24 protein-coding genes are annotated in these 22,601 nt (G+C 65.8%); 14 read left to right on the top strand and 10 right to left on the bottom strand.

What is annotated here, in order from left to right; translation table 11 throughout:
- Positions 1–154: 154 nt before the first annotated feature.
- The 4 genes from ACQPW1_RS18980 to ACQPW1_RS18965 all read left to right on the top strand — a co-directional run bounded on the left by ACQPW1_RS18980 (position 155) and on the right by ACQPW1_RS18965 (position 4,480).
- Positions 155–733, top strand: coding sequence for a helix-turn-helix domain-containing protein (locus tag ACQPW1_RS18980; RefSeq protein WP_433664015.1), 579 nt, complete (start codon positions 155–157; stop codon positions 731–733).
- Between the two features lie 103 nt (positions 734–836).
- Positions 837–1,739, top strand: coding sequence for a class I SAM-dependent methyltransferase (locus tag ACQPW1_RS18975; RefSeq protein ID WP_433664014.1), 903 nt, complete (start codon positions 837–839; stop codon positions 1,737–1,739).
- A 125-nt stretch (positions 1,740–1,864) separates the two neighbouring features.
- Positions 1,865–3,214 (top strand): family 1 glycosylhydrolase, encoded by a 1,350-nt coding sequence (locus ACQPW1_RS18970; protein WP_433664013.1) that lies wholly within the window; start codon positions 1,865–1,867, stop codon positions 3,212–3,214.
- Between the two features lie 51 nt (positions 3,215–3,265).
- On the top strand, positions 3,266–4,480 hold the full coding sequence (locus ACQPW1_RS18965) for an FAD-dependent monooxygenase (RefSeq protein ID WP_433664012.1): 1,215 nt from the start codon (positions 3,266–3,268) through the stop codon (positions 4,478–4,480).
- 37 nt (positions 4,481–4,517) lie between these two features.
- On the opposite strand, the gene ACQPW1_RS18960 is transcribed toward ACQPW1_RS18965, so the two are convergent.
- Positions 4,518–5,618: a Gfo/Idh/MocA family protein gene (locus tag ACQPW1_RS18960; protein WP_433664011.1), complete on the bottom strand. Its 1,101-nt coding sequence runs from the start codon at positions 5,616–5,618 to the stop codon at positions 4,518–4,520.
- An 83-nt stretch (positions 5,619–5,701) separates the two neighbouring features.
- On the opposite strand from ACQPW1_RS18960, the gene ACQPW1_RS18955 reads away from it, so the two are divergent.
- Together ACQPW1_RS18955 and ACQPW1_RS18950 are read left to right on the top strand one after the other, a co-directional pair.
- Positions 5,702–6,304 carry a TetR/AcrR family transcriptional regulator gene (locus ACQPW1_RS18955; protein WP_433664010.1) on the top strand — a complete coding sequence of 201 codons (603 nt, stop codon included), beginning with the start codon at positions 5,702–5,704 and terminating at the stop codon, positions 6,302–6,304.
- Between the two features lie 79 nt (positions 6,305–6,383).
- Positions 6,384–7,187 (top strand): hypothetical protein, encoded by an 804-nt coding sequence (locus tag ACQPW1_RS18950; RefSeq protein WP_433664008.1) that lies wholly within the window; start codon positions 6,384–6,386, stop codon positions 7,185–7,187.
- 25 nt (positions 7,188–7,212) lie between these two features.
- Here the strand turns inward: ACQPW1_RS18950 and ACQPW1_RS18945 are convergent, their stop codons facing one another.
- Positions 7,213–7,341, bottom strand: coding sequence for a hypothetical protein (locus ACQPW1_RS18945; RefSeq protein WP_433664007.1), 129 nt, complete (start codon positions 7,339–7,341; stop codon positions 7,213–7,215).
- A 238-nt stretch (positions 7,342–7,579) separates the two neighbouring features.
- Between ACQPW1_RS18945 and ACQPW1_RS18940 the strand changes: the two genes are divergently transcribed.
- The gene (locus ACQPW1_RS18940; protein WP_433664006.1) at positions 7,580–8,017 is read left to right on the top strand and encodes a hypothetical protein; all 438 of its coding nucleotides are present in this window, start codon (positions 7,580–7,582) and stop codon (positions 8,015–8,017) included.
- 81 nt (positions 8,018–8,098) lie between these two features.
- Here ACQPW1_RS18940 and ACQPW1_RS18935 read toward each other — a convergent pair whose 3' ends face one another.
- Positions 8,099–8,626 carry a hypothetical protein gene (locus ACQPW1_RS18935; RefSeq protein ID WP_433664005.1) on the bottom strand — a complete coding sequence of 176 codons (528 nt, stop codon included), beginning with the start codon at positions 8,624–8,626 and terminating at the stop codon, positions 8,099–8,101.
- 363 nt (positions 8,627–8,989) lie between these two features.
- On the opposite strand from ACQPW1_RS18935, the gene ACQPW1_RS18930 reads away from it, so the two are divergent.
- The 3 genes from ACQPW1_RS18930 (at position 8,990) to ACQPW1_RS18920 (ending at position 11,194) form a co-directional block, all read left to right on the top strand.
- Positions 8,990–10,060 (top strand): serine hydrolase domain-containing protein, encoded by a 1,071-nt coding sequence (locus tag ACQPW1_RS18930; protein ID WP_433664004.1) that lies wholly within the window; start codon positions 8,990–8,992, stop codon positions 10,058–10,060.
- 90 nt (positions 10,061–10,150) lie between these two features.
- Positions 10,151–10,333 (top strand): DUF6011 domain-containing protein, encoded by a 183-nt coding sequence (locus tag ACQPW1_RS18925; RefSeq protein WP_433664003.1) that lies wholly within the window; start codon positions 10,151–10,153, stop codon positions 10,331–10,333.
- A 72-nt stretch (positions 10,334–10,405) separates the two neighbouring features.
- Positions 10,406–11,194: an alpha/beta hydrolase family protein gene (locus ACQPW1_RS18920; protein ID WP_433664002.1), complete on the top strand. Its 789-nt coding sequence runs from the start codon at positions 10,406–10,408 to the stop codon at positions 11,192–11,194.
- A 41-nt stretch (positions 11,195–11,235) separates the two neighbouring features.
- Here the strand turns inward: ACQPW1_RS18920 and ACQPW1_RS18915 are convergent, their stop codons facing one another.
- Both ACQPW1_RS18915 and ACQPW1_RS18910 read right to left on the bottom strand, forming a co-directional pair.
- Complete coding sequence (locus ACQPW1_RS18915) at positions 11,236–11,610, bottom strand: TIGR03618 family F420-dependent PPOX class oxidoreductase (RefSeq protein ID WP_433664001.1); 375 nt, start codon at positions 11,608–11,610, stop codon at positions 11,236–11,238.
- Positions 11,607–12,200 carry a dihydrofolate reductase family protein gene (locus tag ACQPW1_RS18910; protein WP_433664000.1) on the bottom strand — a complete coding sequence of 198 codons (594 nt, stop codon included), beginning with the start codon at positions 12,198–12,200 and terminating at the stop codon, positions 11,607–11,609. Before ACQPW1_RS18910 ends, ACQPW1_RS18915 begins: the two co-directional genes overlap by 4 nt.
- A 90-nt stretch (positions 12,201–12,290) precedes the next feature.
- Here ACQPW1_RS18910 and ACQPW1_RS18905 point away from each other — a divergent pair, with 90 nt between their 5' ends.
- Positions 12,291–12,743, top strand: coding sequence for a winged helix-turn-helix transcriptional regulator (locus ACQPW1_RS18905; protein ID WP_433663999.1), 453 nt, complete (start codon positions 12,291–12,293; stop codon positions 12,741–12,743).
- 15 nt (positions 12,744–12,758) lie between these two features.
- Here ACQPW1_RS18905 and ACQPW1_RS18900 read toward each other — a convergent pair whose 3' ends face one another.
- Both ACQPW1_RS18900 and ACQPW1_RS18895 read right to left on the bottom strand, forming a co-directional pair.
- Entirely contained in the window at positions 12,759–13,097 is a 339-nt protein-coding gene (locus ACQPW1_RS18900) for a hypothetical protein (protein ID WP_433663998.1), read from the bottom strand.
- Positions 13,098–13,166: 69 nt separating this feature from the next.
- Positions 13,167–13,940, bottom strand: coding sequence for a ferritin-like domain-containing protein (locus tag ACQPW1_RS18895; protein ID WP_433663997.1), 774 nt, complete (start codon positions 13,938–13,940; stop codon positions 13,167–13,169).
- Between the two features lie 129 nt (positions 13,941–14,069).
- Here ACQPW1_RS18895 and ACQPW1_RS18890 point away from each other — a divergent pair, with 129 nt between their 5' ends.
- Positions 14,070–14,666, top strand: a complete 597-nt coding sequence (locus tag ACQPW1_RS18890; protein ID WP_433663996.1) for an HD domain-containing protein — start codon at positions 14,070–14,072, stop codon at positions 14,664–14,666.
- A gap of 8 nt (positions 14,667–14,674) precedes the next feature.
- On the opposite strand, the gene ACQPW1_RS18885 is transcribed toward ACQPW1_RS18890, so the two are convergent.
- Positions 14,675–15,247 carry a TetR/AcrR family transcriptional regulator gene (locus tag ACQPW1_RS18885; RefSeq protein ID WP_433663995.1) on the bottom strand — a complete coding sequence of 191 codons (573 nt, stop codon included), beginning with the start codon at positions 15,245–15,247 and terminating at the stop codon, positions 14,675–14,677.
- 166 nt (positions 15,248–15,413) lie between these two features.
- Between ACQPW1_RS18885 and ACQPW1_RS18880 the strand changes: the two genes are divergently transcribed.
- Positions 15,414–15,830: a Fur family transcriptional regulator gene (locus tag ACQPW1_RS18880; protein WP_433665281.1), complete on the top strand. Its 417-nt coding sequence runs from the start codon at positions 15,414–15,416 to the stop codon at positions 15,828–15,830.
- A gap of 36 nt (positions 15,831–15,866) precedes the next feature.
- Positions 15,867–18,098, top strand: a complete 2,232-nt coding sequence (katG, locus tag ACQPW1_RS18875; RefSeq protein WP_433663994.1) for a catalase/peroxidase HPI — start codon at positions 15,867–15,869, stop codon at positions 18,096–18,098.
- 83 nt (positions 18,099–18,181) lie between these two features.
- Here the strand turns inward: katG and ACQPW1_RS18870 are convergent, their stop codons facing one another.
- Both ACQPW1_RS18870 and ACQPW1_RS18865 read right to left on the bottom strand, forming a co-directional pair.
- Positions 18,182–20,053, bottom strand: a complete 1,872-nt coding sequence (locus tag ACQPW1_RS18870; protein WP_433663993.1) for a CHAT domain-containing protein — start codon at positions 20,051–20,053, stop codon at positions 18,182–18,184.
- A 103-nt stretch (positions 20,054–20,156) separates the two neighbouring features.
- On the bottom strand, positions 20,157–22,097 hold the full coding sequence (locus tag ACQPW1_RS18865; RefSeq protein WP_433663992.1) for a potassium transporter Kup: 1,941 nt from the start codon (positions 22,095–22,097) through the stop codon (positions 20,157–20,159).
- Positions 22,098–22,601 lie beyond the last annotated feature (504 nt).

The following is a 22,601-nucleotide window of genomic DNA, read 5'->3' as shown; positions in this document are numbered from 1 at the left end:
TAACGAGATTCCCGCTGAAGCGGGAATACCAATACGGTATGCAGGCCCCCGAATGCGCACCACCGGCATACCGTCACCTGACACCGGAAACCCGCCAGGGTCTCAACGCGACGAGCCCGAGCACGGTGTGCGGAACACGCACTATCTTTTGCCTATGACGCAAAAGGACGACGAGCTGGACAGCCTGGTGCGCAAGCGCATCCGCGCTCTTCGGGTCGCGCAGGGCTGGTCCCTGGAGGAACTGGCCGCGCGCGCCCGGCTCAGTCAATCCACGCTCAGCCGTATCGAGAACGGCCAGCGCCGCTTGGCGCTGGACAGTCTCGTCACGCTCGCCCGGGCCCTGGACACCTCACTGGACCAGCTGGTCGAGACGGCCACCGACGATGTGGTCTCCCATCCGATGATCGACGGCGCGCACGGGCTGATGCGGTGGCCCATCAAAGCGGATCCGGGCATGACCGTTGTGCGTCAACGCATGACGAACCCGGCGCCGGACGACCCCGCGCGCCTGCGCGCCCACCCGGGCCGTGAATGGCTCGTCGTCCTCTCCGGCACCGCCGTCCTGCTGCTGGGCAACCGGCGCCTCCGCGTGGAGACCAACCAGGCCGCGGAGTTTCCGACCATGCTTCCGCATGCGATCGGTGCGGAGGGTGGACCGTGCGAGATCCTGGGCATCTTCGATCGTGACGCCCGCCGGGGGCACAAGTCCGACCTGGAGACTCCCGCAAAGTGACCGCTGCACGGCCCCTTGCGTATCTGGCGGGTTCGGCACCCATCGCCTTGCCTTATACGCAAAGCCCTGTGTATTCGGCGCATGATCGACTTACCGTGGCGTTATGACGCACACGGACCACGACCATGGCGCGCACCACCTCCACCAGCACGGACACGACCACGGACCCCGCGACGACGACCAGTCGGAGATCCTCGACCTCGACGCCGAAGTGCTCGCGGAACACATCGCGTCCATCATCGCGTGGCTGCCCGTCGAGACGAGTCCTGGCCAGATCGTCGATCTCGGCTGCGGAACCGGCGCAGGCACTTTCGCCTTGCTCGAACACTTCCCCGAGGCGCACGTGACCGCCGTCGACTCCGCTGCCACCCACCTGCACCGCCTGTCGGAAAAGGCCAGTGCGCGTGGGGTAACCGGCCGCGTGCGCACCGTTCAGGCCGATCTCGATACCGAATGGCCGGACCTCGGGCGGCCAGACTTGGTGTGGGCATCGGCCTCCATGCACCACATGGCCGACCCCGACCGCACGTTGCGCCAGGTCCACGACACGCTCGCCCCCGGCGGGCTGTTCGCCGTCGTCGAGCTGGCCGGGTTCCCCCGATTCCTGCCCGAGAACGCCCCGGCGGAACGGCCCGGTCTGGAGGAACGCTGCCACGCCGTGAGCGATCGCTACCACGCCGAGCACGTCTCCCACCGCGGCGCCGACTGGGGTCCCAAGCTGACCGCCGCCGGATTCACCCTCGAAGGCGAACGCACGATCGCCGTCGCCGTCGCCGTCGACGTCGACGTCGACGTCGACGTCGAACCGTCCCGCTCCGAGGCGGTCGGCCGCTACGCACTCAACAGTCTGCGCCGCATGCGCAGTACCGTCGCCGATGCGCTGTCCGCCGAAGATCTCACTGCGCTGGATGAACTGCTCGACACCGACGGTCCGCACAGCATCCTGCGTCGAGCAGACCTCGCGGTACGTACCGAACGGATGGTGTGGGCCGCGCGCCACACCTGAGCGATACCAGGCGAAACCGTCTGCGTCCCTGACGAATTTGGTCACGATGGTCACGACTCGCGGTACGAACGGCGACTATCGCGCGATCCGCCCGTGCGCGGCGCGCAGCCAGTTACCCTGAGGTGATGCGATTCCGGTTCCGTAGGTATGCCTTGGCCGTACTCGCCGCCGCCGCGTCGACCATGATGCTGTGTACGAACGCTCCTGCGGCCCCGCCGATTCAGCCGGTGGCGGCTGCGCCGCCGGTGGACCCGGGTTTTCTGTGGGGTGTCGCCGCCTCCGGATTCCAGTCCGAAGGCCATGCGCCCGACAGCAATTGGACGCGGTACATCCCTGCGCACCCCGACTACGAACCAGTGTGGGATTCGGTCGACTTCTATGACCGCTACGCTTCAGACATCGACCTGGCGGCCGGGCTCGGCGTCAAGGTGTTCCGGGTCGGGATCGAATGGGCCCGTGTGGAACCGGCACCGGGCGTGTGGGACGAGCAGGCGTTTCGTTTCTACGACGACGTCGTCGCGCATATCGCGCGGGCGGGGATGCGACCGATGATCACCCTCGACCACTGGGTGTACCCGGGTTGGGCGGTCGACCGCGGCGGCTGGCGCAATCCTGGCATGGTCGGCGACTGGCTGGACAACATGCGTACGGTGGCCGATCGCTATGCCTCCCGTAATCCGCTGTGGGTCACGGTGAACGAGCCTGCCGCCTACGTCTCGCAGGAGGTCCGCCTGGCCGGCGCCGATCCCGGCGCGATGCAGGACCGGATCGCGCAGGCGCACAACGCCATCTACGACTACATCCACCAAATCCAGCCCGGCGCACAGGTGACCAGCAACGTCGGTTACGTCGCGGGCTCGGAGGCAGAGGTCAACGGCGCGTTCATCGATCGCGTCGCGAACCGGCTCGACTATGTCGGCGTGGACTACTACTTCGGCTACGACCCGGCGCAGTCGGTACTCGCCGCCATCACCAGGGCCCTCGGATCCGGCATGCCGAGCCTGCCGGGCATGAACATCTGGGACCTGCCCTTGCGTACCGAGGGCATCTACTATGCGCTGCAACACTATTCACGTCGCTTCCCGGGCAAACCGCTCTACATCGTCGAAAACGGCATGCCCACCGAGAACGGCCGCCCCCGCGGCGACGGCTACTCCCGCAGCGATCATCTGCGCGACACCGTCTACTGGATCCAGCGCGCCAAGGCCGACGGCATGAACGTCATCGGCTACAACTACTGGAGCATCACCGACAACTACGAATGGGGCAGCTACACACCACGTTTCGGCCTCTACACCGTCGACGTGCGTACCGACCCCGGCCTCGGCCGCCGCCCCACCGATGCCGTCGGCACCTACACCCAGCTCATCAACGAGGGTGGCGTCCCCGCCGACTACCGCCCCACCCGCAGCCCAGCCGTCTGCTTCGTCGTCGACCCACCGGCCAGCTGCTTGACCCCGGTCGGCGTCCCGTAACCGCGTCCCCGGACACGGGCGGCCGACGATCTCGATGATCGAGGTACACCGATGCGCATTCTGATTTCCGGAGCCAGCATCGCCGGACCCGTACTCGCCTATTGGCTCGACCGGTACGGCTTCGACGTCACCGTCGTCGAACGCACACCGGCACCACGCAAGACCGGGGGCGGTCATGCCGTAGACCTATTCCGGCCCGCCATGCAGATCGTCGAGCAAATGGGTGTGGCCGACCAGATCCGGGCGAAAGCCACTGGGACGGAAGCCCTTGTGCTGCGGCGGCCCACCGGCAAGCCGGTCACTCTCGATCTACGCAAACTCTTCACCGCCGTGTCCGACAACCACGTCGAGATCATGCGTGACGACCTGAGCGAGCTCCTTTACAACGCAACATGTTCCGACGTCGACTACATCTTCGCCGACTCGATCACCGCCATCGATGACGGCGAGGTGACCTTCGAGCGCAGCCGGGCGCAACGTTTCGATGTGATCGTCGGCGCCGATGGTCTGCACTCGAATGTCCGCGCACTGACCTTCGGTCCGGAATCCGAGTTCACCACCTGGCTCGGCGCGTATCTCGCGATCTTCTCCGTGCCGAACTATCGGGAGCTCGATGGCGTCATGGAGATGATCGTGGATTCCGGCCGAATGGCGGGCATCTACAGCGCCGCGCACATGGACGACGCCCGTGCGGGCTTCTTCCTCCGCCTACCGCAGCCGCTGGATTACCACCACCGTGACATCGAACGGCAGAAACAGTTGCTGCACAATCACTTCCACGACATGAAGTGGGAGGTTCCCCGGCTGCTGGCCGAGCTGGACCACACCCCGTCCTTCTACTTCGATTCCATCATGCAACTACGATTGGACACCTGGTCCCGCGGCCGGGTGACCCTGGTCGGTGACGCCGCGTACTGCCCCGGCCCGGCCGTCGGCGGCAGCACCAGCATGGCCGTGGTCGGCTCCTACATTCTCGCGGGCGAACTCGCCGCGCACGCGGGCGACCACGCGGCCGCGTTCGCCACCTACGAACGCGAGATCGGTGAATACGTCCGCCGCAGTCGGGGTTTCGCCGTCACCGCGGCGAAGTCGCTCATCCCCCGCGGCCGCTTGGAGGTGTGGGCAATGGTCAACGCCATACGCCTGATCAACGTGCTACCCGCACCGGTGAGCCGCGCCGCGGCCAAACTCAACACCAAAGGCGTACGCCTGCACGATTCGATCGCCGTGCGGGACTACACGGGATTCGACAGGATGCGCGAGTAAGCCGTGTAGTCCCGATCACGGACGAGGTGTCGGTTTCCTAGGAGGTCAGCACCCGGGTCGCGGTGTCTGCCGAATTACGGATGGCGTCGAGCAGGCGGTGGAGGTGGACTCCGTCAGCGAAGGTCGGGGCCGTTGTGGTGCCGGTTCGAATGTCCTGCGCGAGTACCGCATACAGCCTCGCGACGTTGCCGACCTCGGTGCCGAACGTCATCTCGGTCAGCGGATCGTCGCCCGGCAACGGCTGCCAGGTGTCCTTGCTGCGGGAACCCAGCAGGTTCAGTTCACTCAGCGAAATGCCGCCCGGCCCGTTGACGCCCGAGACGATCGCCAGATCGCCTGCGGTGCCGGAGATTTCGATCCGGGTGCGACCGTTGGTCACCTTGGAGTCGTGGATGTGCGCCGACACCACGACTCCCGCCGCCGTCACGGCATCGAGCAGCAGATGATTCGGAGTGGTGACTTCGATTGCCGCGCCGGTCTCCTCGATCACCGCATGCGGGTGGCGGATGGCCAGCCGGGCCGACAGGTCGGTGAAATCGCCGATCAGGTGTTCGACCACGTCAAGGGTGTGCCCGCCGACGATCTCCAGGACGCCCGCACCGTTGCTCCGGTCGAGTGTGTAGGCCGCCCAGTCCGGCACCTGCGTGCCCGCGCCCAGGTGCCGTGCGGAGTACACGGTCGCTGAAACAACTTCCCCCACAAACCCTTCCGCGAGCAACCGGCGGGCACGGACGATGGCTGGTGCGAATCGGGTCTGCAGGCCGACCGCGTGGCGGACGCCCGCGTCCTCGGCGAGCCGAGTCAACGATTCGGCCTCGGTGGTGTTCAGCGCGAGCGGCCACTCGCAGTAGACATGCTTGCCCGCCGCCAGCGCCATGCGGATCAACTCTGCGTGTGCGGGCACCTTCACCGTGATCGCCACCAGGTCGACCTCAGGATCCTCCGCAAGTCGGCGCGGATCGGTGAAGGCGTGCGTCGCGCCGAACAGCCGCGCCGCCCGCTGTGCGCTCTCCGCGCGACTGGTGCCGACAGCGGTGATCCGGAAGTAGTCGAGCGCTTGCAACGCGGGCACATGTGCGCGCACAGCCCAGCCGCGATCGGGACTTGCGCCGATGATGCCCACCCGAATGGGGTCCATGATTGCCCTCCCAGATAAACGGACCTGACAAGTCCGTTTATAGCCAAGCGGACTCCGCAAGTCCAGTTGTTATGCTGGCCAACGTGATCAGCGCCGTGGATCGACTGCTCGCCGACGAGGCTGGTCAAATACCCAGGGCCGATGCGCGGCGCAACCTCGAGCGCCTGGTCACGGCGGCACGGTCGGCGCTGGCCGAGGTCGGAGTCGAGGTCACCGCGCAGGAGATCGCCCAGCGCGCCGGAGTCGGCAAAGGCACCTTCTATCGGCGGATTCCCTCGCTGGCGGCGCTGCTGCAAGTTGTGCTGGAGGAAGTGCTCGGCGACATGATCGCCAGCGCGGATCGCGCGATCGCCGACCCCGACCCATGGCACGGGTTCACCGACTTCGCCTCCGTGTACGTGCGACTGCGCGCGGAGAGCTGCGGCGCCAACGAAGCTCTAGGCGGCGCTGACATCCCGGGCCTGGATCGCCTGCTGGCCGAAATACGCAACCGGATCAGGCATTTGGTCGAGGCCGCGCAGCACGCGGGCGAGCTGCGACGCGATATCACCTGGCAGGATGTAGCTTTCCTGCTCGCCGGAGTCTCGACCGACTCGCACACCATCGGACTGCGGAGCGGCAGCGACCAGTGGAGCCGCAACCTGCGGATCGTCCTCGATGGACTCAGGGACCGCGACGGTTCCTAGCAGCGATGAAGGGGGAATCTCCTTGCCAAGTCCCGTAATTCCGTCACGATCCAGCGGTATCCCCGGTCGCGCGGTCGCCGTGCTGGCGATCCTTGCCGCGGCCCTGGTCGTTGCGTTCTTCGTTGCTGTGCCCACGCTGGCGGCGAATGGCTCGAGCGGTGACTTCGGCGATGAGGGCCGACTGCGCGACGCTTTTCACCCGGCGTTCGTCGAGTATTGGAGTTCCGGCGAGCGGGATCTCGCCCCCGGCTTGGCGACGGTTGTCGATTACTGGTTCCGCTACCACGTGGTCAAAGCCGTCATCGCCGCGATCCTGCTGGTTGTGCTCATTACACTCGGGGTTCTCCTCTGGAAGGCGTTCCTGAGGATTGATGGTCGCGGGATGCGAAGGAGAGGGGCGCTCGCGTCGGCCGTTCTTGTCACGGCGCTCGGGCTGCTCTCGTTGGTGACGGTGATGGCGAACATCCAGGGTGTAGTGACACCATTCGCGTCGCTGCTGCCGATGCTTACGACCGGCACAACCGATGGTGAGCTTGCCAATACGCTCGATCAACTACGACGGCAACTGGCCGAGTCCCTGAATGCAGGTGGCCGAACCGCACCCGCCCTCGACGTGATGATCAGCGACTTTGCTCGATATCACGCGGCGATGGCCGTGATCGCCGCGACGGTGGCGGTCGTCTTCATCGTCGCCAGCATGGTGTTGTGGTGGAAGTTTGCGAGAACGGACTCCGCTGACCGGCGAACCAGGCGTGTGTTGGGGTCGTTCGACATCCTCACCGTGTTGTCGACGCTGGGCTTGATCGTCGTCGCGGTGGTGAACACGAGCACCGCGGCAGATCCGGGCCCGGCCCTCTTGGCCCTCTTCGAGGGCGGGTGGTGATGCGCCGCTCCACGTTCGGCAAGCGTCAGACGAGCAGCGTTGCGGAACTCAGCCCGATCGCGCCGATCACGACCAGCAGCAGAACTGCCAGCAGAGCGCCGTGGACGTTGTCGATGAGGGCGGGTTCGTTGCGCGCGGCACGCGACACTGCCATGAAGAGGACCTCCGGTTGTCGGACGGGTGATTGCATCGCGATTCCCGGTTCGGCGAATGCCAAACATGACGTGTTTCGACTCACCCAGGTTTGCCGAACCGACTGGCCCCATGTCCAGAAGTCCCGCTGCGGATTTCCCCGCACGGCATCCTCTAATCATCAAATCGATCGAAAGCCTAACGGATGCAAGATAATCCGTTCGGATAGCGGCTTTCGTCACTGCAGGAACGGCAAGCTCATGATTGTTGTCTTCATTGCCAAGGACATCGATGTTCTCGAGGCCGGATATGACGACTCGGAATACAAACCGGCCACCTTCGGTCACGCGTACGCCTACAACAAGAAACTCTGGCCCTGTGCCACGCTCGGCAAGACCGAGAACCTCTTCATCACTGCCCACGGCGACGCGGACTCCATCGGCGACGAAGACTCCACCCCCGGCAAAGGACCGGTAATCGACCTGAACGCGGATCAGCTCGCCGGTATCATCAAGGCCATCCTGCCCGGCGGCTATACCGGCAACATCTACATCTCGACCTGCAATTCCTTCAAGATCGCCCAGGCGGTCGCGGCGAAACTGGGCATGCTGGTCGGCGGCGATGTGTACGGCACCAAGAAGTCCATCGACTTCGCCATCCAAGGTCCGAGCGGTAGCAACTGGTCGCTCGCGGGCTGAGATCCGTAACAGCACCGGCGGATGGTGGCGGTTCGCGCCCCCACCATCACGCCTCGGTCAGCAGTTCGTCTTACGCAATGGTCAGTGCCGGCAAAGCCATTCGGTGCCGTAGTGCGCGGCGTCGCCGCCGGTGAGGTGGACCCAGTGGCCGTCGCCTTCACAAGGGGCACCTTCGACCCGGGCCGTGTCTTGCGGAGCCGTTGAGGTGGTCTCGAGCGGCGGCGGGGTGGTTTCGGGACCGGCACCGTAGTTGGGGTTGGTGCAGATCGTGCCTTCACACGGCACCCAGGTGCCGTCGCCGTTCGGGCTGGGGATAGCGTTCGGGCCGATGTAGCTCCCCAGCGGGCAACCCGGATCCTGGTTCTTGGCACAGTATTCCGGGCTCAGGTTGTTGTTGGTGGAGCCGTCGGCACCACGCTGTTGCTGAGTGGTGGTCGGTTGCGGCGCCACCGCCGCCGTCGTCGTGGTGATGGCGGTGGTCGGTGCCGCCGAGGTGGTGGTCGTCGCCTTCGCGGTGGTGGTGCTCGGTGCTGGTTTCGAGTCGTCCGAACAGGCTGCGACACCCCAAATGGCGACCATCCCGACCAGGACTGTCAGTACACGTTTCATCGTTCCCGCCTCTCTCGAATGAACCACGAACCCGTTGCCGGTCATTGGGGTCGCCGTGCGATCACCGGATGCGATCGCGGTGCCAAGTCTTCAGGTGCGGGCGCCCAGCAGGGCATATCGCCAGCCCGCAACGGTGTGTCGGCGGTAGGTGGGGCCAGCACTACCAGAAAGAAGGGTGGCTACCGGATAGGAGAGGTACCCCGATTCCTCATAGCGTGACGGTGTCCGCAACAGGAAGGAATCGCCTTGCACATCAGGGTAGGTAATCGATCGTTGGCCACCGCGGTGGTAACGGGAGCATTGGTCGTCGTCATAGCCACGTCGTGCAACTCCACGGGACCCGATCGAACAGAGCCCGCCTTCATGGCTGAGGGAAGGGCGAAAGTCACTGCGGCCCTGCACAATTTGATCTCGGCAGACCACCTGCCCGGCGCCCAGGTCGTGGTCACCGAGCACGGCCAGGTCTGGACCGCGAACGCGGGAGCGGGCAACCTCGAACAAGGCACACCTTTCCCGGACAACGCACAAGTCCGGATCGCCAGCAACACCAAGACATTCGTGGCGACGGTCATGTTGCAGCTGGTCGCCGAGGGCAAGGTCGAATTGGATGCGCCGGTGGAACGGTATCTGCCCGGCGTGGTGCACGGCCCGGGTATCGACGGAAACCACATCACGATCCGAAACATGTTGCAGCACAACAGCGGAATTCCCGAATACGCCGCCGAGTTCGGCGTAACCCCCAAACCGGGACAGATCGAGACCCACAACGAGCAAGTGCGTTGGGGGATAACGGATATGGACGAAGTAGTGCGCAACGCACTAACCGCGCCAGCCGATTTCGAGCCCGGGGCACAGTGGGCATACTCCAACACCAACTACGCCCTCGCGGCAATGGTGATCGAAAGGATCACGGGGTCCTCGATCGGCGCGGAAATCACCCACCGCATCATCGAACCTCTCGGCCTACTCGACACCTACTACCCCAACCCCGACGAAACCGACATCCGCGGTGCACACCCCCTCGGCTACAGCCAGATCGACGGCAAACTCGTCGACTACACCCGCCAAAACGTGACCTCGGCGGGCGCGGCCGGAGCAATGGTCTCGACCGGCGCCGACCTCAACCGCTTCTTCACCGCGCTCCTGAACGAGAACCTACTCCCACCCGCCCAACTGGCGGAGATGAAACACACTGTCCCCCTGCCGGTTCCAGGACCGCCAGTAGGCTACGGACTCGGCCTCATGTCCCAACAACTCTCCTGCGGCAAAGACAGCTGGGGCCACGGCGGCGACATCGACGGCTTCGAAACCCGCGGCGGCGTCACCAGCGACGGCCGCTCGGTCACCGTCATCGTCAACCAGGTCCCCGACGCCCCGGAACCCACCCGCAACATCAACCAGATCGTCGACACCGTCCTCTGCGCCACCCCCTGAACCACCGTCTCGCAGTATCAAGGGACAGCGGATGTGTCGGTCCCTCGTGCCAGGCTGAAGAGTGGAACCACCTGGCCGGAGGAGATTGATATGGCCGTGACCGACGACAAACCGGAGGTGCGGGTAGTGGCGCACTGCCGCCGATGCCACGGGTGGCTGGTGTCCGCGGCATCGGTCTCACAGGGCATCGGGCCGACCTGCGCGGTGCGTGAGCGCGCGGAGCAACATGCCGCGGCGGCGCGCGAGCTTACGCTCTTCGACGTCGCGGTATGACCCCTGATCGCGTCGATTTCGCTAGTAGCGCAACCGATTCCCGGCACGCCACGGCGGACGTACCGTGAGCGCATGAATTCACCGATCACGGGCACCGCCGCCGGCGTGCCGTTCACCGCGTTGCCGCCGGTCGGCGACGCCGCCGCGCCGTTGATCGTCACCTGGCACATGCTGGACGCGCCGCGGTCGGACGCCGCGTTCGCGGCCGCGTTGCCGATGCACGACCTGCCCGCGTGGCGGGTGCACCTCGGGATGCCGATGTGCGGGGCGCGGATGGTCGACGGCACCATGGATGCGGGCACGGAGTTGATGCGCAAGGACGTTCTGATGTCGTTTCTGTACCCATTCGTTCAGCAGGCGACCGAGGAGTTCCCGGCCGCGCTCGCCTCGATCCGCGAGCAACTGCCGGTCGGCGACGGCCCGATCGGCGTGCTCGGCGGTTCGCTGGGCGGTGCCGTCGCGTTGCGGATCATTGCCGACACTGAAACGCCGCTCTTCGCCGCCGCCCTCGTGAACGCCGCTATTCATATGCGGTCCGTCGTTGACCTGTTCCCAGGCGAGTACCCGTATGACGCCGAGTCCGAGAAGGCTGTCGACAGCCTGGATTTCGTCGCCAAGGCGGGTGCCATCGCCGGTCGCGCGCCGCTGCTGGTGGTCAGCGGCGAGCTGGATCACCCGGCACTGCGAACCGACGCGGCCAACCTCGTCAACGCGGTGGGCGAAGGTGCCGAACTGCAGACGATCCCCGGTTTGGCGCATCCCCTCGCCGACGAGCCGGGCATCGAGCCCGCACCGCAGCTGCCCCAGGCCCGCGCGGTGGACGTCGCCCTCACCACGTGGTTCCGCCGCCACCTCACGTAGCAGCGAGAACGCCCTCGAACCAGCGGTTCGAGGGCATGATCTCAGCCGACGTAGTCGGGCTCGATGAGCGCGACGACCCGATCCAGGTCGCGCGAGTAGGGGTTACCGGTGTACTTGATCGCGATGCGGTCGATGATCGCCCAGGCCGCGTCGCCGTCGAGCCACTCGACGACCCTGCCTCGAATGGCAACCGGATGAAAGAAGTTGTCGGACGGCGTCATCGAGAGCGCCACCCGCGGGTCACGTCGCAGATTGCGGGCTTTGCGGGAACCGGGTCCGGTGAGGATCACGACGTAATCACCCTCGGTGCCGACATAGACCGGAACCGAATGGGGAGCACCGTCGGGAAGGATCGTGGACAGGTGAGCATGCGGCGCGCCGTCGAGCACCTGGCGGACCTCGGGTTCGAGATTCATCGCAGCACCTCGTAGTGCAGATGCGTAACACCCGGCGCCGGAACCGCTTCGATCAGGCGCAGCCGCACGTGCTCGGGCAGCGCCTGGAAGAAGGGCTTGCCACCACCGAGCAGGATCGGCACCTGGTGCAGGATCAGCTCGTCGACGAGCCCGGCCCGCAACGCCGCGGCCACGACGCCGCCACCCATCAGACCGACATCCTTACCGCCCGCGGCCTCGCGAGCCGCCGCGACCGCGTCCTCGATCCCGGTGGTCACGAGGATCTGTTCCTCGGTCACCTCCGGTGCGGGCCGGTGACTGAGCAGCACCAGCCGAGCCTTCGGATGCGGGCTGCCGCCACCGAAATGCTCGGAGTCCTCGTAGGTATTGCGACCCGCGATCACCGCACCCACGCGTCCGGCCGCGGCGTCGAAGACCCGCGCGCTCGGCTCACTCAGCTTGAACCCGTCGAATTGCTGGCTGGGTGTGTCGCCGTCGAAGTACCAGTCGAACAGCATCCCGCCGTCCCCGAGGCCGTGCCCGGCGCGGGGATCGCGACCGGTGATGTACCCGTCGACCGACACTGCGTGGGCCCCTAAAACCTTGCTCATCTCCGCAATCCTTCCCAAGTTCCTTCAAGAGACTCCAGAACCATAACAGCCAAAGTTCCCTAAGGGAACCCCGATTGCTAGACTGATTTCATGCAACGTACGAACTTCGGCGAGATGGCCTGCTCGCTCGCACGCACCCTCGATGTGATCGGCGAACCGTGGTCACCGTTGATCCTGCGCGACGTGTGGGTCGGACTCAGCCGCTTCGAGCAACTCCAGGCCGACCTCGGCATCTCCCGCAAGGTGCTGACCGAGCGGCTCAACCACCTCGTCGAGCACGGCATACTCGACCGAAAGCCCTACGACCAGCGGCCACGCTACGAATACACGCTGACCGAAAAGGGCACCGAACTCGTCGACCTGCTCATGGTCATGGTCGGCTGGGGCGACAAGTGGCTCGCGGGCGAGGCAGGCCCACCGGTCCTCTACCGCCACCACGCCTGCGGTGAGATCAGCAACGTCGACCTGCGCTGCGCCCACTGCGGCAAACCGATGCACGCCAACGATGTCGACGTACTCCCCGGCCCCGGCGCCGCCGTCTAGGCGAAGCCGTCCCTGCTACTCGGCCCGTCGCCGACGATCGCGCACGGTAACCGCGATCACCGACCGGGCAAGTGCACGCAGGTCATCGGGGATGAGCAGGGGTTCGACCGCGCCCTCGAAACCTTCCAGAATCGCACCGTCGGGCCAGCGGACTTCGTAGCGATACCAGCACCAGACCTCACTCGGGTGGTACGGCAGTTCCAGCTCCAAACGCACCGCCATCTCGACCAATGCCGCCGCCACCTGCGCGGCACCGCCGGTATTGGTCACCTGCCACCACAGCGCGCTCCCTCGGTCGTTTTCGGAGATTTCGACCAGGTACATCAGCTTGCCCCTGTCGCTGAACTCGGTCACATCTGACACCCTGCCAGAACGAACCGAGCCAGCGAACCAAAACCGGTGCGCGACGGCGCATCTCGCTAGTCAATGCTTCAACAATCCGAGTGCTGCGCGCAGCGGAACGGACCCGGATTCCGTGATCGGCAGCGCGCCCGGCACAACAGCCGTCGGCACAATGACCTTGAACAAGGCGATCACATCGAGGACGAATCCGGTTCGGCTGACGCCCAATCGACGCAGCGCGGGCCCGTGGTCCGCGGCGACCACCACCGTGGCGCCGATCAGCACGATCCACCACAGCAACACCGGAACCAACCTGGCCGCGGGCGAGGTCTTCGCGAACGCGACCCGCAGCCGGTGACAGTGTAACGGCACATGCCGCATTTCGTCGTTGAGGATCAACCCCGCGACCTGGGTAGTCAACGCATCATCAGTACCGTCACGCAATGCGCGGTAATACCGCAGCGCCACCACCTCGGCAACCATCAGCACCATCAACTCCAGCCGCAAACCCAGCGCGCGCCGCAGCCGGACGAACACCGTGTCACTCCAGTGCGCGCGAATCGTTTGCCACGCACCGGCATTCAGCAGCAGCTCCAACATCCGCGCGTGGTTGATTTCCTCGGCGACGAACAGTCGCACCGCGGCGCTGTACAACGGATCCCCCGCGGCTTCGGCCTTGGCGATCAGGTTCGCCCCGTCCCCGCTCTCGCCGACCTGAAACCGCTGCACACTACGAGCCACCGCCGGATCGAGATCCGCTCCCCTACTCCACTCCGGATCCCCCGTCGCGGCTCGTGCGACCTTCTTCGCCTCGAATTCGGTTGCCCATCTGGAAAACTCGTCCACACCCTGCATACCGACCTCCATCTCGTCGGCCCGCCGCGACGGCGGGCTTCCCGGTTGAGGCCAACCTAGACATCACGTGTGCAGGTCTAGGGCGTCAAACGTGGAGATCCTGTGCAGACCCCGAGGCACAATAAGCCCGTGAAGCTCGAAGACCTGACGATTCCGGACGCTGCGAGCTGTCGCGCCGCCACCGAGGTAGCGGCCGCCTACTGCACGCCCGCCCTGTTCAATCACTCGGTCCGCTCGTACCTGTGGTCCGCGGGCCACGCCCAGCTCAACGGCATCGAATTCGACGCCGAATTGCTCTATGTCGCCGCACTGCTGCACGACCTCGGCCTGGTCGAAGAGTTCGACAACAACGCTCTCTCGTTCGAGGTTTCCGGCGGCCACCTGGCGTGGGTCTTCGGTGCCGCCGCCGGTTGGCCGGCGCAGCGGCGGGCGCGCGTGTCCGAGGTGATCATCGCGCACATGGCGGACAGCGTCGACGTCACGATCGATCCCGAAGGCTACCTACTGGAACACGGGACCGGAGTGGACATCTCGGGCCGCGGGTGCGACGCGTTCCCGCCGGAGTTCCGGCTGAGTGTCCTGGAACGCCATCCTCGGCTCGGCCTGCCCGACGAATTCCTCGCCTGCTTCAACGCTCAGGCCGGTCGTAAGCCACACAGCTCGGCAGCGGCCGCCGTGCGCAGCGGGATGGTCACCCGAATCGCGGCCAACCCACTCGACCACTGAACGCGTAATCACATGTCGCGCAACGTTTCCACGGCGAGCGCGAGCTGCTCGCCGTCCACCGTCGCGGCCGACGGCGCGATCAGCTGCGTCATCGCGAGCCCCTGAAAGAGCAGGAAGTAAAGGGTGGCGACGGCGCGCGCCTGCTCGGCCGACAGCTCGGGGTGCGTCTCGCGCAAGACGTTCGCGAGATCGCTGAACGCGGTCTCGGTCGCGTCCGCCATGAACTCCTGCGACTCCGGCGACCGCGCGACGAGCAGAGCGTTCTCCGCACTCAACAGCAGCGCCTCATGATTGGTCCGCAGCACCTCGAGCAGCCCGGTCCAGGTGGGCGCCACGGCATCCCGCAGCGATCGGCCTTCGCCCCCGGCGCGGATCGCGGCCTCCATGCCGTCACCGATACCGCTGCCGATCGACCCGGTGATCGCCTCGGTGATCAGGCGATCCTTCGAACCGAAGTGGTAGCCGATGGCCGCCAGGCTGACCCCGGCGGCACCGGCGATATCGCGCGCGGTGGTTTTGGCGAGGCCGCGCTCGAGCACCGCCTTGCGCGCTCCGGCCAGCAGGTCTTCGCGATTTCCCATCATTCGAGACTATCAGCGTCTTAGACGTTTGTCACAGACAAATGTGCCACCATGGCCGTGACCTGCGAGAACTTCACTCCGCGACAAAGTTTTCCGAAACCGCCCGCAGCCAAGACTTGAATGAGTAATATTTCTGAACGTGTCCAACCCTGGTGAATTCGAGCGGATGCTGCGCGGCGCGGCGCTGCGTGTGACGGCCCCGCGATTAGCGGTGCTCACCGCGGTGCACGACCACCCGCACTCCGATACGGACACCATTCTCGGCCACGTGCGCCAGACCCTCGGCGCGGTTTCGCACCAGGGGGTTTACGACGTGCTGCGCGCGCTCACCGCCGCGAAACTGCTCCGGCGCATCCAGCCGATGGGCACCGTGGCGCGCTACGAAACGCGCGTCGGCGACAACCACCACCACCTCGTCTGCCGATCGTGCGGCGTAATCGTCGACGTCGAATGCGCCGTTGGCGAGGCCCCGTGCCTGACCGCCGCGGACGACAACGGTTTCGTCCTCGACGAGGCCGAGGTCATCTACTGGGGCTTGTGCCCCGACTGCGCGGCGCTACCCGCGCCGCTCCCCCACTCGTGAATACAGCCCGATGCACCACCCCTGAAAGGAATTGCCGTGCCCGAAGAACACCCGCCCATCGGAGAGGCCAACACGGAGCCCGCAGAAAGCGGTTGCCCCGTTTCCGCTCGCCTCAAGTACCCGACCGAGGGTGGCAGCAACCGTGACTGGTGGCCGAACCAGCTCAACCTGAAGATCCTGCAGAAGAACCCGGCCGTGGCCAACCCCATGGACGCGGACTACAACTACGCCGCCGAATTCAAGACCCTCGACCTGGCCGCAGTGAAGCAGGACATCGAGGCCGTGATGACGACCTCGCAGGACTGGTGGCCCGCCGACTACGGCCACTACGGTCCGTTCTTCATCCGGATGGCCTGGCACGCCGCGGGCACCTACCGCGTCAACGACGGCCGCGGTGGAGCCGGTGCGGGCATGCAGCGGTTCGCGCCGCTCAACAGCTGGCCCGACAACGCGAGCCTGGACAAGGCGCGCCGCCTGCTCTGGCCGGTGAAGAAGAAGTACGGCAAGAAGCTCTCCTGGGCCGACCTGATCGTCTACACCGGCAACGTCGCGTTGGAGTCGATGGGCTTCGAGACCTTCGGTTTCGGCGGTGGCCGGATCGACCAGTGGGAGCCCGAGGAGGACGTCTACTGGGGTCCCGAGCACACCTGGCTCGGCGGCGACGAGCGCTACACCGGCAAGCGCGACCTCGAAAACCCGCTTGCCGCAGTGCAAATGGGTCTGATCTACGTGAATCCGGAAGGGCCCAAAGGCAATCCGGATCCGCTGCTCGCGGCCACCGACATCCGGGAGACGTTCCGCCGGATGGCGATGAACGACATCGAGACCGCGGCGTTGATCGCGGGTGGCCACACCTTCGGCAAGACACACGGTGCGGGCCCGGCCGACCACGTCGGCCCCGAGCCCGAGGCCGCCCCGCTGGAGGAGCAGGGCCTCGGCTGGCGCAGCTCGTTCAACACCGGCGTCGGCAAGGACGCGATCACCAGCGGTCTGGAGGGCGCCTGGACGCCGACCCCGCGGACCTGGGACAACAGCTTCGTCGAGACCCTCTACGGCTACGAGTGGGAGAAGACCAAGAGCCCAGCCGGTGCGTGGCAGTGGATTCCGAAGGACGGCGGCGGCGCGAGCACCGTGCCCGACGCGCACGACTCCTCGAAGACGCACACCCCGGTCATGCTGACCACCGATCTCTCGCTGCGCGTCGACCCCATCTACGAGCAGATCACCCGGCGCTGGCTCGACCACCCGGAGGAGCTCGCGCAAGAGTTCGCCAAGGCTTGGTACAAGCTGACGCACCGTGACATGGGTCCGATCGTCCGCTACCTCGGGCCGCTGGTTCCGCAGGAGACGCTGCTGTGGCAGGACCCCGTCCCCGCGGTGACGCACGACCTCATCGGCGCGGCCGATATCGCCACCCTCAAGAGCCAGATCCTTGCCTCGGGTCTCACTGTCTCGCAACTTGTTTCGACCGCGTGGGCGGCGGCGTCCTCGTTCCGCGGCAGTGACAAGCGCGGCGGTGCCAACGGTGGGCGCATCCGGCTCCAGCCGCAGCGCGGCTGGGACGTCAACGAGCCCGACCAGCTCACCCTGGTGGTGCCGGTGCTCGAGGGAATCCAGGAGTCGTTCAACTCGGCGCAGACCGGGAACACGCGGGTGTCCTTCGCGGATCTCGTGGTGCTGGGCGGAACCGCGGCGGTCGAGCAGGCTGCGAAGGCGGCCGGGTTCGACATCGAGGTGCCGTTCAGCCCGGGCCGTACCGACGCCACCCAGGAACAGACCGACGTGGAGTCCTTCGCCGCGATGGAGCCGAGCGCCGACGGCTTCCGCAACTACCTCGGCAAGGGCAACCAGCTGCCGGCCGAGTACCTGCTGCTCGACAAGGCGAACCTGCTCACCCTGAGCGCGCCCGAGCTGACCGTCCTCGTCGGCGGCCTGCGCGTGCTCGGCACCAACTACCAGCAGTCGTCGCTCGGCGTATTCACCGCCACGCCAGGGTCATTGACCAACGACTTCTTCGTGAACCTGCTCGACATGGGCACCAAGTGGGAGCCGACCTCGGCCGACGAAGGCACCTACGAGGGCAAGGATCGCGCCACCGGCGTGACCACCTGGACCGGCAGCCGAGTCGACCTGGTCTTTGGATCCAACTCCCAATTGCGTGCCCTCGCCGAGGTTTACGCAACCGACGACGCGAAGGAGAAGTTCGTCAAGGACTTCGTCGCCGCCTGGGACAAGGTCATGAACCTCGACCGCTTCGACCTGTCCTGATCACTCAGCGCTAACCGCCCGCTAGGCGGTCACCGCACACCGCACCCCGCGAACTGATTCAGTTCGCGGGGTGCGGTGCTGTATCAAGCGCCGTATGCGGTGAATCCGGCCCAGGTGAAGCTGTGGTCGCCGCGGGCATAGGACGTGGCGATGGCGGTTTTGAGTGCGACGTGGGCTTGCTTGCCTGCGCGGAGGGCGTGGTGGAGGTCTTCTAGGAATCTGACTGTTGCGCGGGAATCGATTACCGGTAGGGCAGAGGCGATTACGGTGCGTGCGCCGGCGGATAGGAAGACGGCGGGGAAGCCTAGTAGTTCGTTGGGGAGGCTGGTTACTGCTCCGCCGACGTGGCAGGCGGATAGGACGATGACGCCGCCGGGGGCTACCGGGCGGATGAGGAATTCGCTTAGGGAGACCGGGTTTTCACCGAGGAGTAGGACCGAGTTGAAGACCGGTTCCGCTACCAGGACGCAATGGCAGGCGAGGTGCACGATGGCGGCGCGTTCGATGGCGGCGAGGATGCCGTCGTCGGGGTGCGGTGGGTGGAAGGCGAGATCGTCGGTGATTTCGCGTAGTCGGCTCGGGGGCATGGTACGAGTGCGGGGTGATGCGGCGGCCGCTTGCGTAATGCTGTTCGGCCGCAGGTTCATTGAGCGTGTCCCGTGGATCGCGGCTATCGCGTCGCCTTCTCGTCCGACTTCGGGCAGGAAGTCGGCGCCGGTCGACGGATCCACGGCGACCACCGCGGCGCGGGAGGTCGGTTTGGGATGCAAAGTGGCGGAAAGGAAGATGCTGGCGTTGGGGATGACGGTCATATCGAACTGCATCTGCGCGGGCTGTCCGTCCACCAGTGCGCCACCGAACGGCAGTGCGGCGGCCGCGCCGACCGGGGCGAGCGCGAACGCCGTCAGATCGGGCCACCGCACGCGGATAGCCGCCAGGCTCGCGTCGCCGAGTTCCGTCAGGATCTCGCTGAGTTCGTCGTGCAGGGCTGCGGCACTCAGATCTTCGGTCTCCCACCGCCGATAGAGATCGCCGATCTGGCTCTGCCACATCTGTACCCGCTGGCTCGTGAATCGGGGAAGGTCGATGCTGACCGTGCGACCGATACGCGCGGCATCACCGAACGTGCGAAACGCGGCACCGCCGACCGGGCTGGCGACGACGTAGACGACGTCACGACCCGAGCGGCTCGCGGCCAACTCGGTGACGCAATGCCGAGCATCGGCTTCGAGCGTAATGCGGTGGGCGGGTGCCGCTTCCACCATCTCCACCTGCCGAGCGCGGAACTCTTCGAGCCGCCGGTTGATCATTCCGGTGTCCCGCTCCCCCGGATCCCAGAACTCCGCCGACTTGATGTCGGCACCCCAGAGTTGGCTCTCCTGCGAGAGTTCGACGAGCTTCTGCGGATCGGGATCGAACGCACGGATCGCCGTCATGACTTGCGTTGCCAGATACAAACTGCCCGAGACGTTCTCCAGCAACAGCGGCGCGAACGCGGGCATCGCGCACCGGTGATGCGCATACGCACCGATCTCGAACACGATCTGATTGGCCGCCCGAAGCGGCATCTGAGCCTCGTCGTTCTGCCAGAACTGCGCCACCGCGTGCGCATATGCGCCCGCGTGCATCGTCGCGGTCAGCGCCACCCGGAACCAATTACACTCCGGCAGCTGCGATTCCAGCACGATCGCCCATCGCAGCACATCCGTGCCGATCAGCGCCCGCCCGACATCCCCACCTATCGTCGGCACGAATTCCAAGATGAACAGGTTCACCTCGGCAAGAGCCGCCCGAACCACATCGAGCGAACCCGCCTCCTCGGCCGCGATGACGCGCTGTTTCAGCGACTCCACCTGCCGCATCAGCGCCGGGTCGAGGCGATCCTGTTGGCGCGTGAACAGGTGCTGCGCCGACGGCTGTTCCGCGCCGCTGAAAACGAACCTTCGCTGCTCCATGGTCCGATCCAGCCTATCGATGCCCGCCCGAATGCGGTGTCCACCAAACGGTCTACAGCAGGCGTCGAATCGCGATCATGCTGGCCAACAACAGGTTTGCGCGCTACACCTCGACCCGCTCACCCATGATCACCGTCCTATTTCCGGGCAGCCCGAAGTACTCGGCAGCGTCGGAGGTGATGTAGGAGGTGGCGATGAACAGGCGCTTGCGCCATGCCGCCATCGTCGGTTCCGGCCCGCGCTTCAACTCGATCTTCGACAGGAAGTAGGACGCGTCGTCGACCGAGATCCGGCCCTCGGTCTGCGACGGGTCGAGCAGGCGCAGCGTGTCCGGGATGTTCGGGGTTTCCATGTAGCCGAAATGCGCTGTCACATGGATGATTCCGTCGTCGCCGTAGCCGAGCGCGTCGATCTCGGTCCGCTGCCCGTCCGGCACGCGCGGCACCGGCAGCGTGTCGATCGCCATGATCACCACGTGCTCGTGCAGCACGTGATTGTGCTCGACATTGGCCCGCATCGCCAGCGGCGCGGTCTCTTTGCCGCGGTTCAGGAACACCGCCGTGCCGGGGACCCGCACCAAAGGTGGCTGATGATCCTGCAATTCGTCGATGAACGCGCGCAGCGGGCCCTCCTTTGTTTCCCGCGCGCGAGTGACTACGTCGCGACCGCGCGCCCAGGTGCTCATCACCGTGAACGCCGTGAGCCCGATCAGCAGCGGCAGCCAGGCGCCGTGTACGAGCTTGGTCATGTTCGCCGCCAGGAACATCGCGTCCACCGCCAGCAAGGGGATCGCGCCGAGCAGGACGAGCCAGAGCGGCGTGTTCCACTTGATTCGGGCGAGATAGAAGAACACCAGCGTCGTGATGGAGATCGTCGCGGTCACCGCCATGCCGAACGCGTAGGCCAGCGCCGCCGAACTGCGGAACGCGAAGACCAGCGTCAGCACCGAGATCATCAGCACCCAGTTGATCCACGGCACATAGATCTGGCCGATGGTCGACTCCGAGGTGTGCGCGATCCGTAGTCGCGGCAGGTAACCGAGCTGCGCGGCCTGCGAGGCCACCGAGTACGCGCCGGTGATCACCGCCTGCGAGGCGATCACCGTGGCAGCGGTCGCCAGCAACACCAGCGGCAACCGCGCCCAACCGGGCGCGAGCAGAAAGAACGGACTACCAACGGTGCTTTCGTCACCCAGAATCAGGGCACCCTGCCCGAGGTAACTCAACACACAGGCGGGCAGCACCAGCCCGAGCCAGCCGCGGGTGATCGCCCGCCTGCCGAAGTGCCCCATGTCGGCATACAGCGCCTCCGCACCGGTGATGGCGAGCACGATCGCGGCCAACGCGAAGAACGCGATGCCGAAGTGCCCGAACATGAAACTCACCGCGTAGGTCGGCGACAGCGCCTTCAGAATCTCCGGATGCCGCGCGATACCGGAGATACCGAGCGCACCGATCGACCCGAACCAGAGGATCATCACCGGCCCGAACAGCCGACCGACCGCCGCCGTGCCGCGCCGCTGCACCGAGAACAACACGATGATGATCACCGCGGTAATCGGCACGATCAGCTCTTCCAACCCCGGCTGAACGATCTTCAAACCCTCCACCGCGGACAGCACCGAGATCGCCGGGGTGATCATGCTGTCGCCGAAAAACAGCGCGGCACCGAAGATCCCGACCCCGGCCAGCAGCGTGGCCGCCCGACCACCGCGCGCACCACCCAGCCGCCGCAGCAGCGTGATGAGCGCCATGATCCCGCCCTCACCGTCGTTGTTCACCCGCATCACCAGCGAGATGTAGGTCAGCGTGACGATGATCATCACCGACCAGAAGATCAGCGACACAACGCCGTACACGTTGTCCGTGCCGATCGGCACCGGATGCGGATCGCCCGGGTTGAACACCGTCTGAATCGTGTAGATCGGACTGGTTCCGATATCACCGAACACCACACCGAGCGCCCCGACCACAACCGCGGTCCGGACCTTTCGATCCGCACCACCCGCGGCTACCGACGGTGTCACGTCGACCCCTGTGTCCATGACGCCTCCTCGCTGCGCGGCCCGCACCCATCGTGCCGTGGTTTGCCGCCACGTCACTGTAACCACGCGGCGAGTCGATGACCTGGCACGCAGCGACGAGACGCCCATGCCGTCCTAGAGATCGATCGCAATTCCCCGGCGCCCTCGGACACGCGCTACGACAACGCGCTGGCAAATGGCGATCCCCCTTGACACAACCGCGATTCAGATCAGGCTCCGGAAAGGGTCGAGAAGACCTGGCGCGCAGCCGAACCCAGCGAGACATCATCGCTGGTCCGCGCGGCCGACACCCCGGAAGATCAGAAGCAAAAGCGGGTCACCCGCACCGGCCTCGCCGGGCGGCCCGCCGACCGTCTCGATTGGACTCGAGCTTAAGACACTTGAAGCAGCGGCGAATTCACAGCATTGACATATGAATTCACGTACTCTTATACACAAGTCCCATCGCGGATCGGTCGCTAGTTCATCACCATTGGATAACAGGTAGTCAGCGCTGCCGCATGC

It is taken from the genome of Nocardia sp. CA-128927, assembly GCF_050955855.1.
Taxonomy (GTDB): Bacteria; Actinomycetota; Actinomycetes; order Mycobacteriales; family Mycobacteriaceae; genus Nocardia.
Note: the sequence above shows the minus strand (reverse complement) of the source record. Positions and strands in the feature narration are given on the sequence as shown.

Coding starts and splice junctions, on each gene's coding strand:
- ACQPW1_RS18980 (WP_433664015.1), top strand. CDS start 155: ATGACGCAAAAGGACGACGAGCTGGACAGCCTGGTGCGCAAGCGCATC.
- ACQPW1_RS18975 (WP_433664014.1), top strand. CDS start 837: ATGACGCACACGGACCACGACCATGGCGCGCACCACCTCCACCAGCAC.
- ACQPW1_RS18970 (WP_433664013.1), top strand. CDS start 1,865: ATGCGATTCCGGTTCCGTAGGTATGCCTTGGCCGTACTCGCCGCCGCC.
- ACQPW1_RS18965 (WP_433664012.1), top strand. CDS start 3,266: ATGCGCATTCTGATTTCCGGAGCCAGCATCGCCGGACCCGTACTCGCC.
- ACQPW1_RS18960 (WP_433664011.1), bottom strand. CDS start 5,618: ATGGACCCCATTCGGGTGGGCATCATCGGCGCAAGTCCCGATCGCGGC.
- ACQPW1_RS18945 (WP_433664007.1), bottom strand. CDS start 7,341: ATGGCAGTGTCGCGTGCCGCGCGCAACGAACCCGCCCTCATCGACAAC.
- ACQPW1_RS18940 (WP_433664006.1), top strand. CDS start 7,580: ATGATTGTTGTCTTCATTGCCAAGGACATCGATGTTCTCGAGGCCGGA.
- ACQPW1_RS18935 (WP_433664005.1), bottom strand. CDS start 8,626: ATGAAACGTGTACTGACAGTCCTGGTCGGGATGGTCGCCATTTGGGGT.
- ACQPW1_RS18930 (WP_433664004.1), top strand. CDS start 8,990: ATGGCTGAGGGAAGGGCGAAAGTCACTGCGGCCCTGCACAATTTGATC.
- ACQPW1_RS18925 (WP_433664003.1), top strand. CDS start 10,151: ATGGCCGTGACCGACGACAAACCGGAGGTGCGGGTAGTGGCGCACTGC.
- ACQPW1_RS18920 (WP_433664002.1), top strand. CDS start 10,406: ATGAATTCACCGATCACGGGCACCGCCGCCGGCGTGCCGTTCACCGCG.
- ACQPW1_RS18915 (WP_433664001.1), bottom strand. CDS start 11,610: ATGAATCTCGAACCCGAGGTCCGCCAGGTGCTCGACGGCGCGCCGCAT.
- ACQPW1_RS18910 (WP_433664000.1), bottom strand. CDS start 12,200: ATGAGCAAGGTTTTAGGGGCCCACGCAGTGTCGGTCGACGGGTACATC.
- ACQPW1_RS18905 (WP_433663999.1), top strand. CDS start 12,291: ATGCAACGTACGAACTTCGGCGAGATGGCCTGCTCGCTCGCACGCACC.
- ACQPW1_RS18895 (WP_433663997.1), bottom strand. CDS start 13,940: ATGCAGGGTGTGGACGAGTTTTCCAGATGGGCAACCGAATTCGAGGCG.
- ACQPW1_RS18885 (WP_433663995.1), bottom strand. CDS start 15,247: ATGGGAAATCGCGAAGACCTGCTGGCCGGAGCGCGCAAGGCGGTGCTC.
- ACQPW1_RS18880 (WP_433665281.1), top strand. CDS start 15,414: ATGCTGCGCGGCGCGGCGCTGCGTGTGACGGCCCCGCGATTAGCGGTG.
- ACQPW1_RS18870 (WP_433663993.1), bottom strand. CDS start 20,053: ATGGAGCAGCGAAGGTTCGTTTTCAGCGGCGCGGAACAGCCGTCGGCG.
- ACQPW1_RS18865 (WP_433663992.1), bottom strand. CDS start 22,097: ATGGACACAGGGGTCGACGTGACACCGTCGGTAGCCGCGGGTGGTGCG.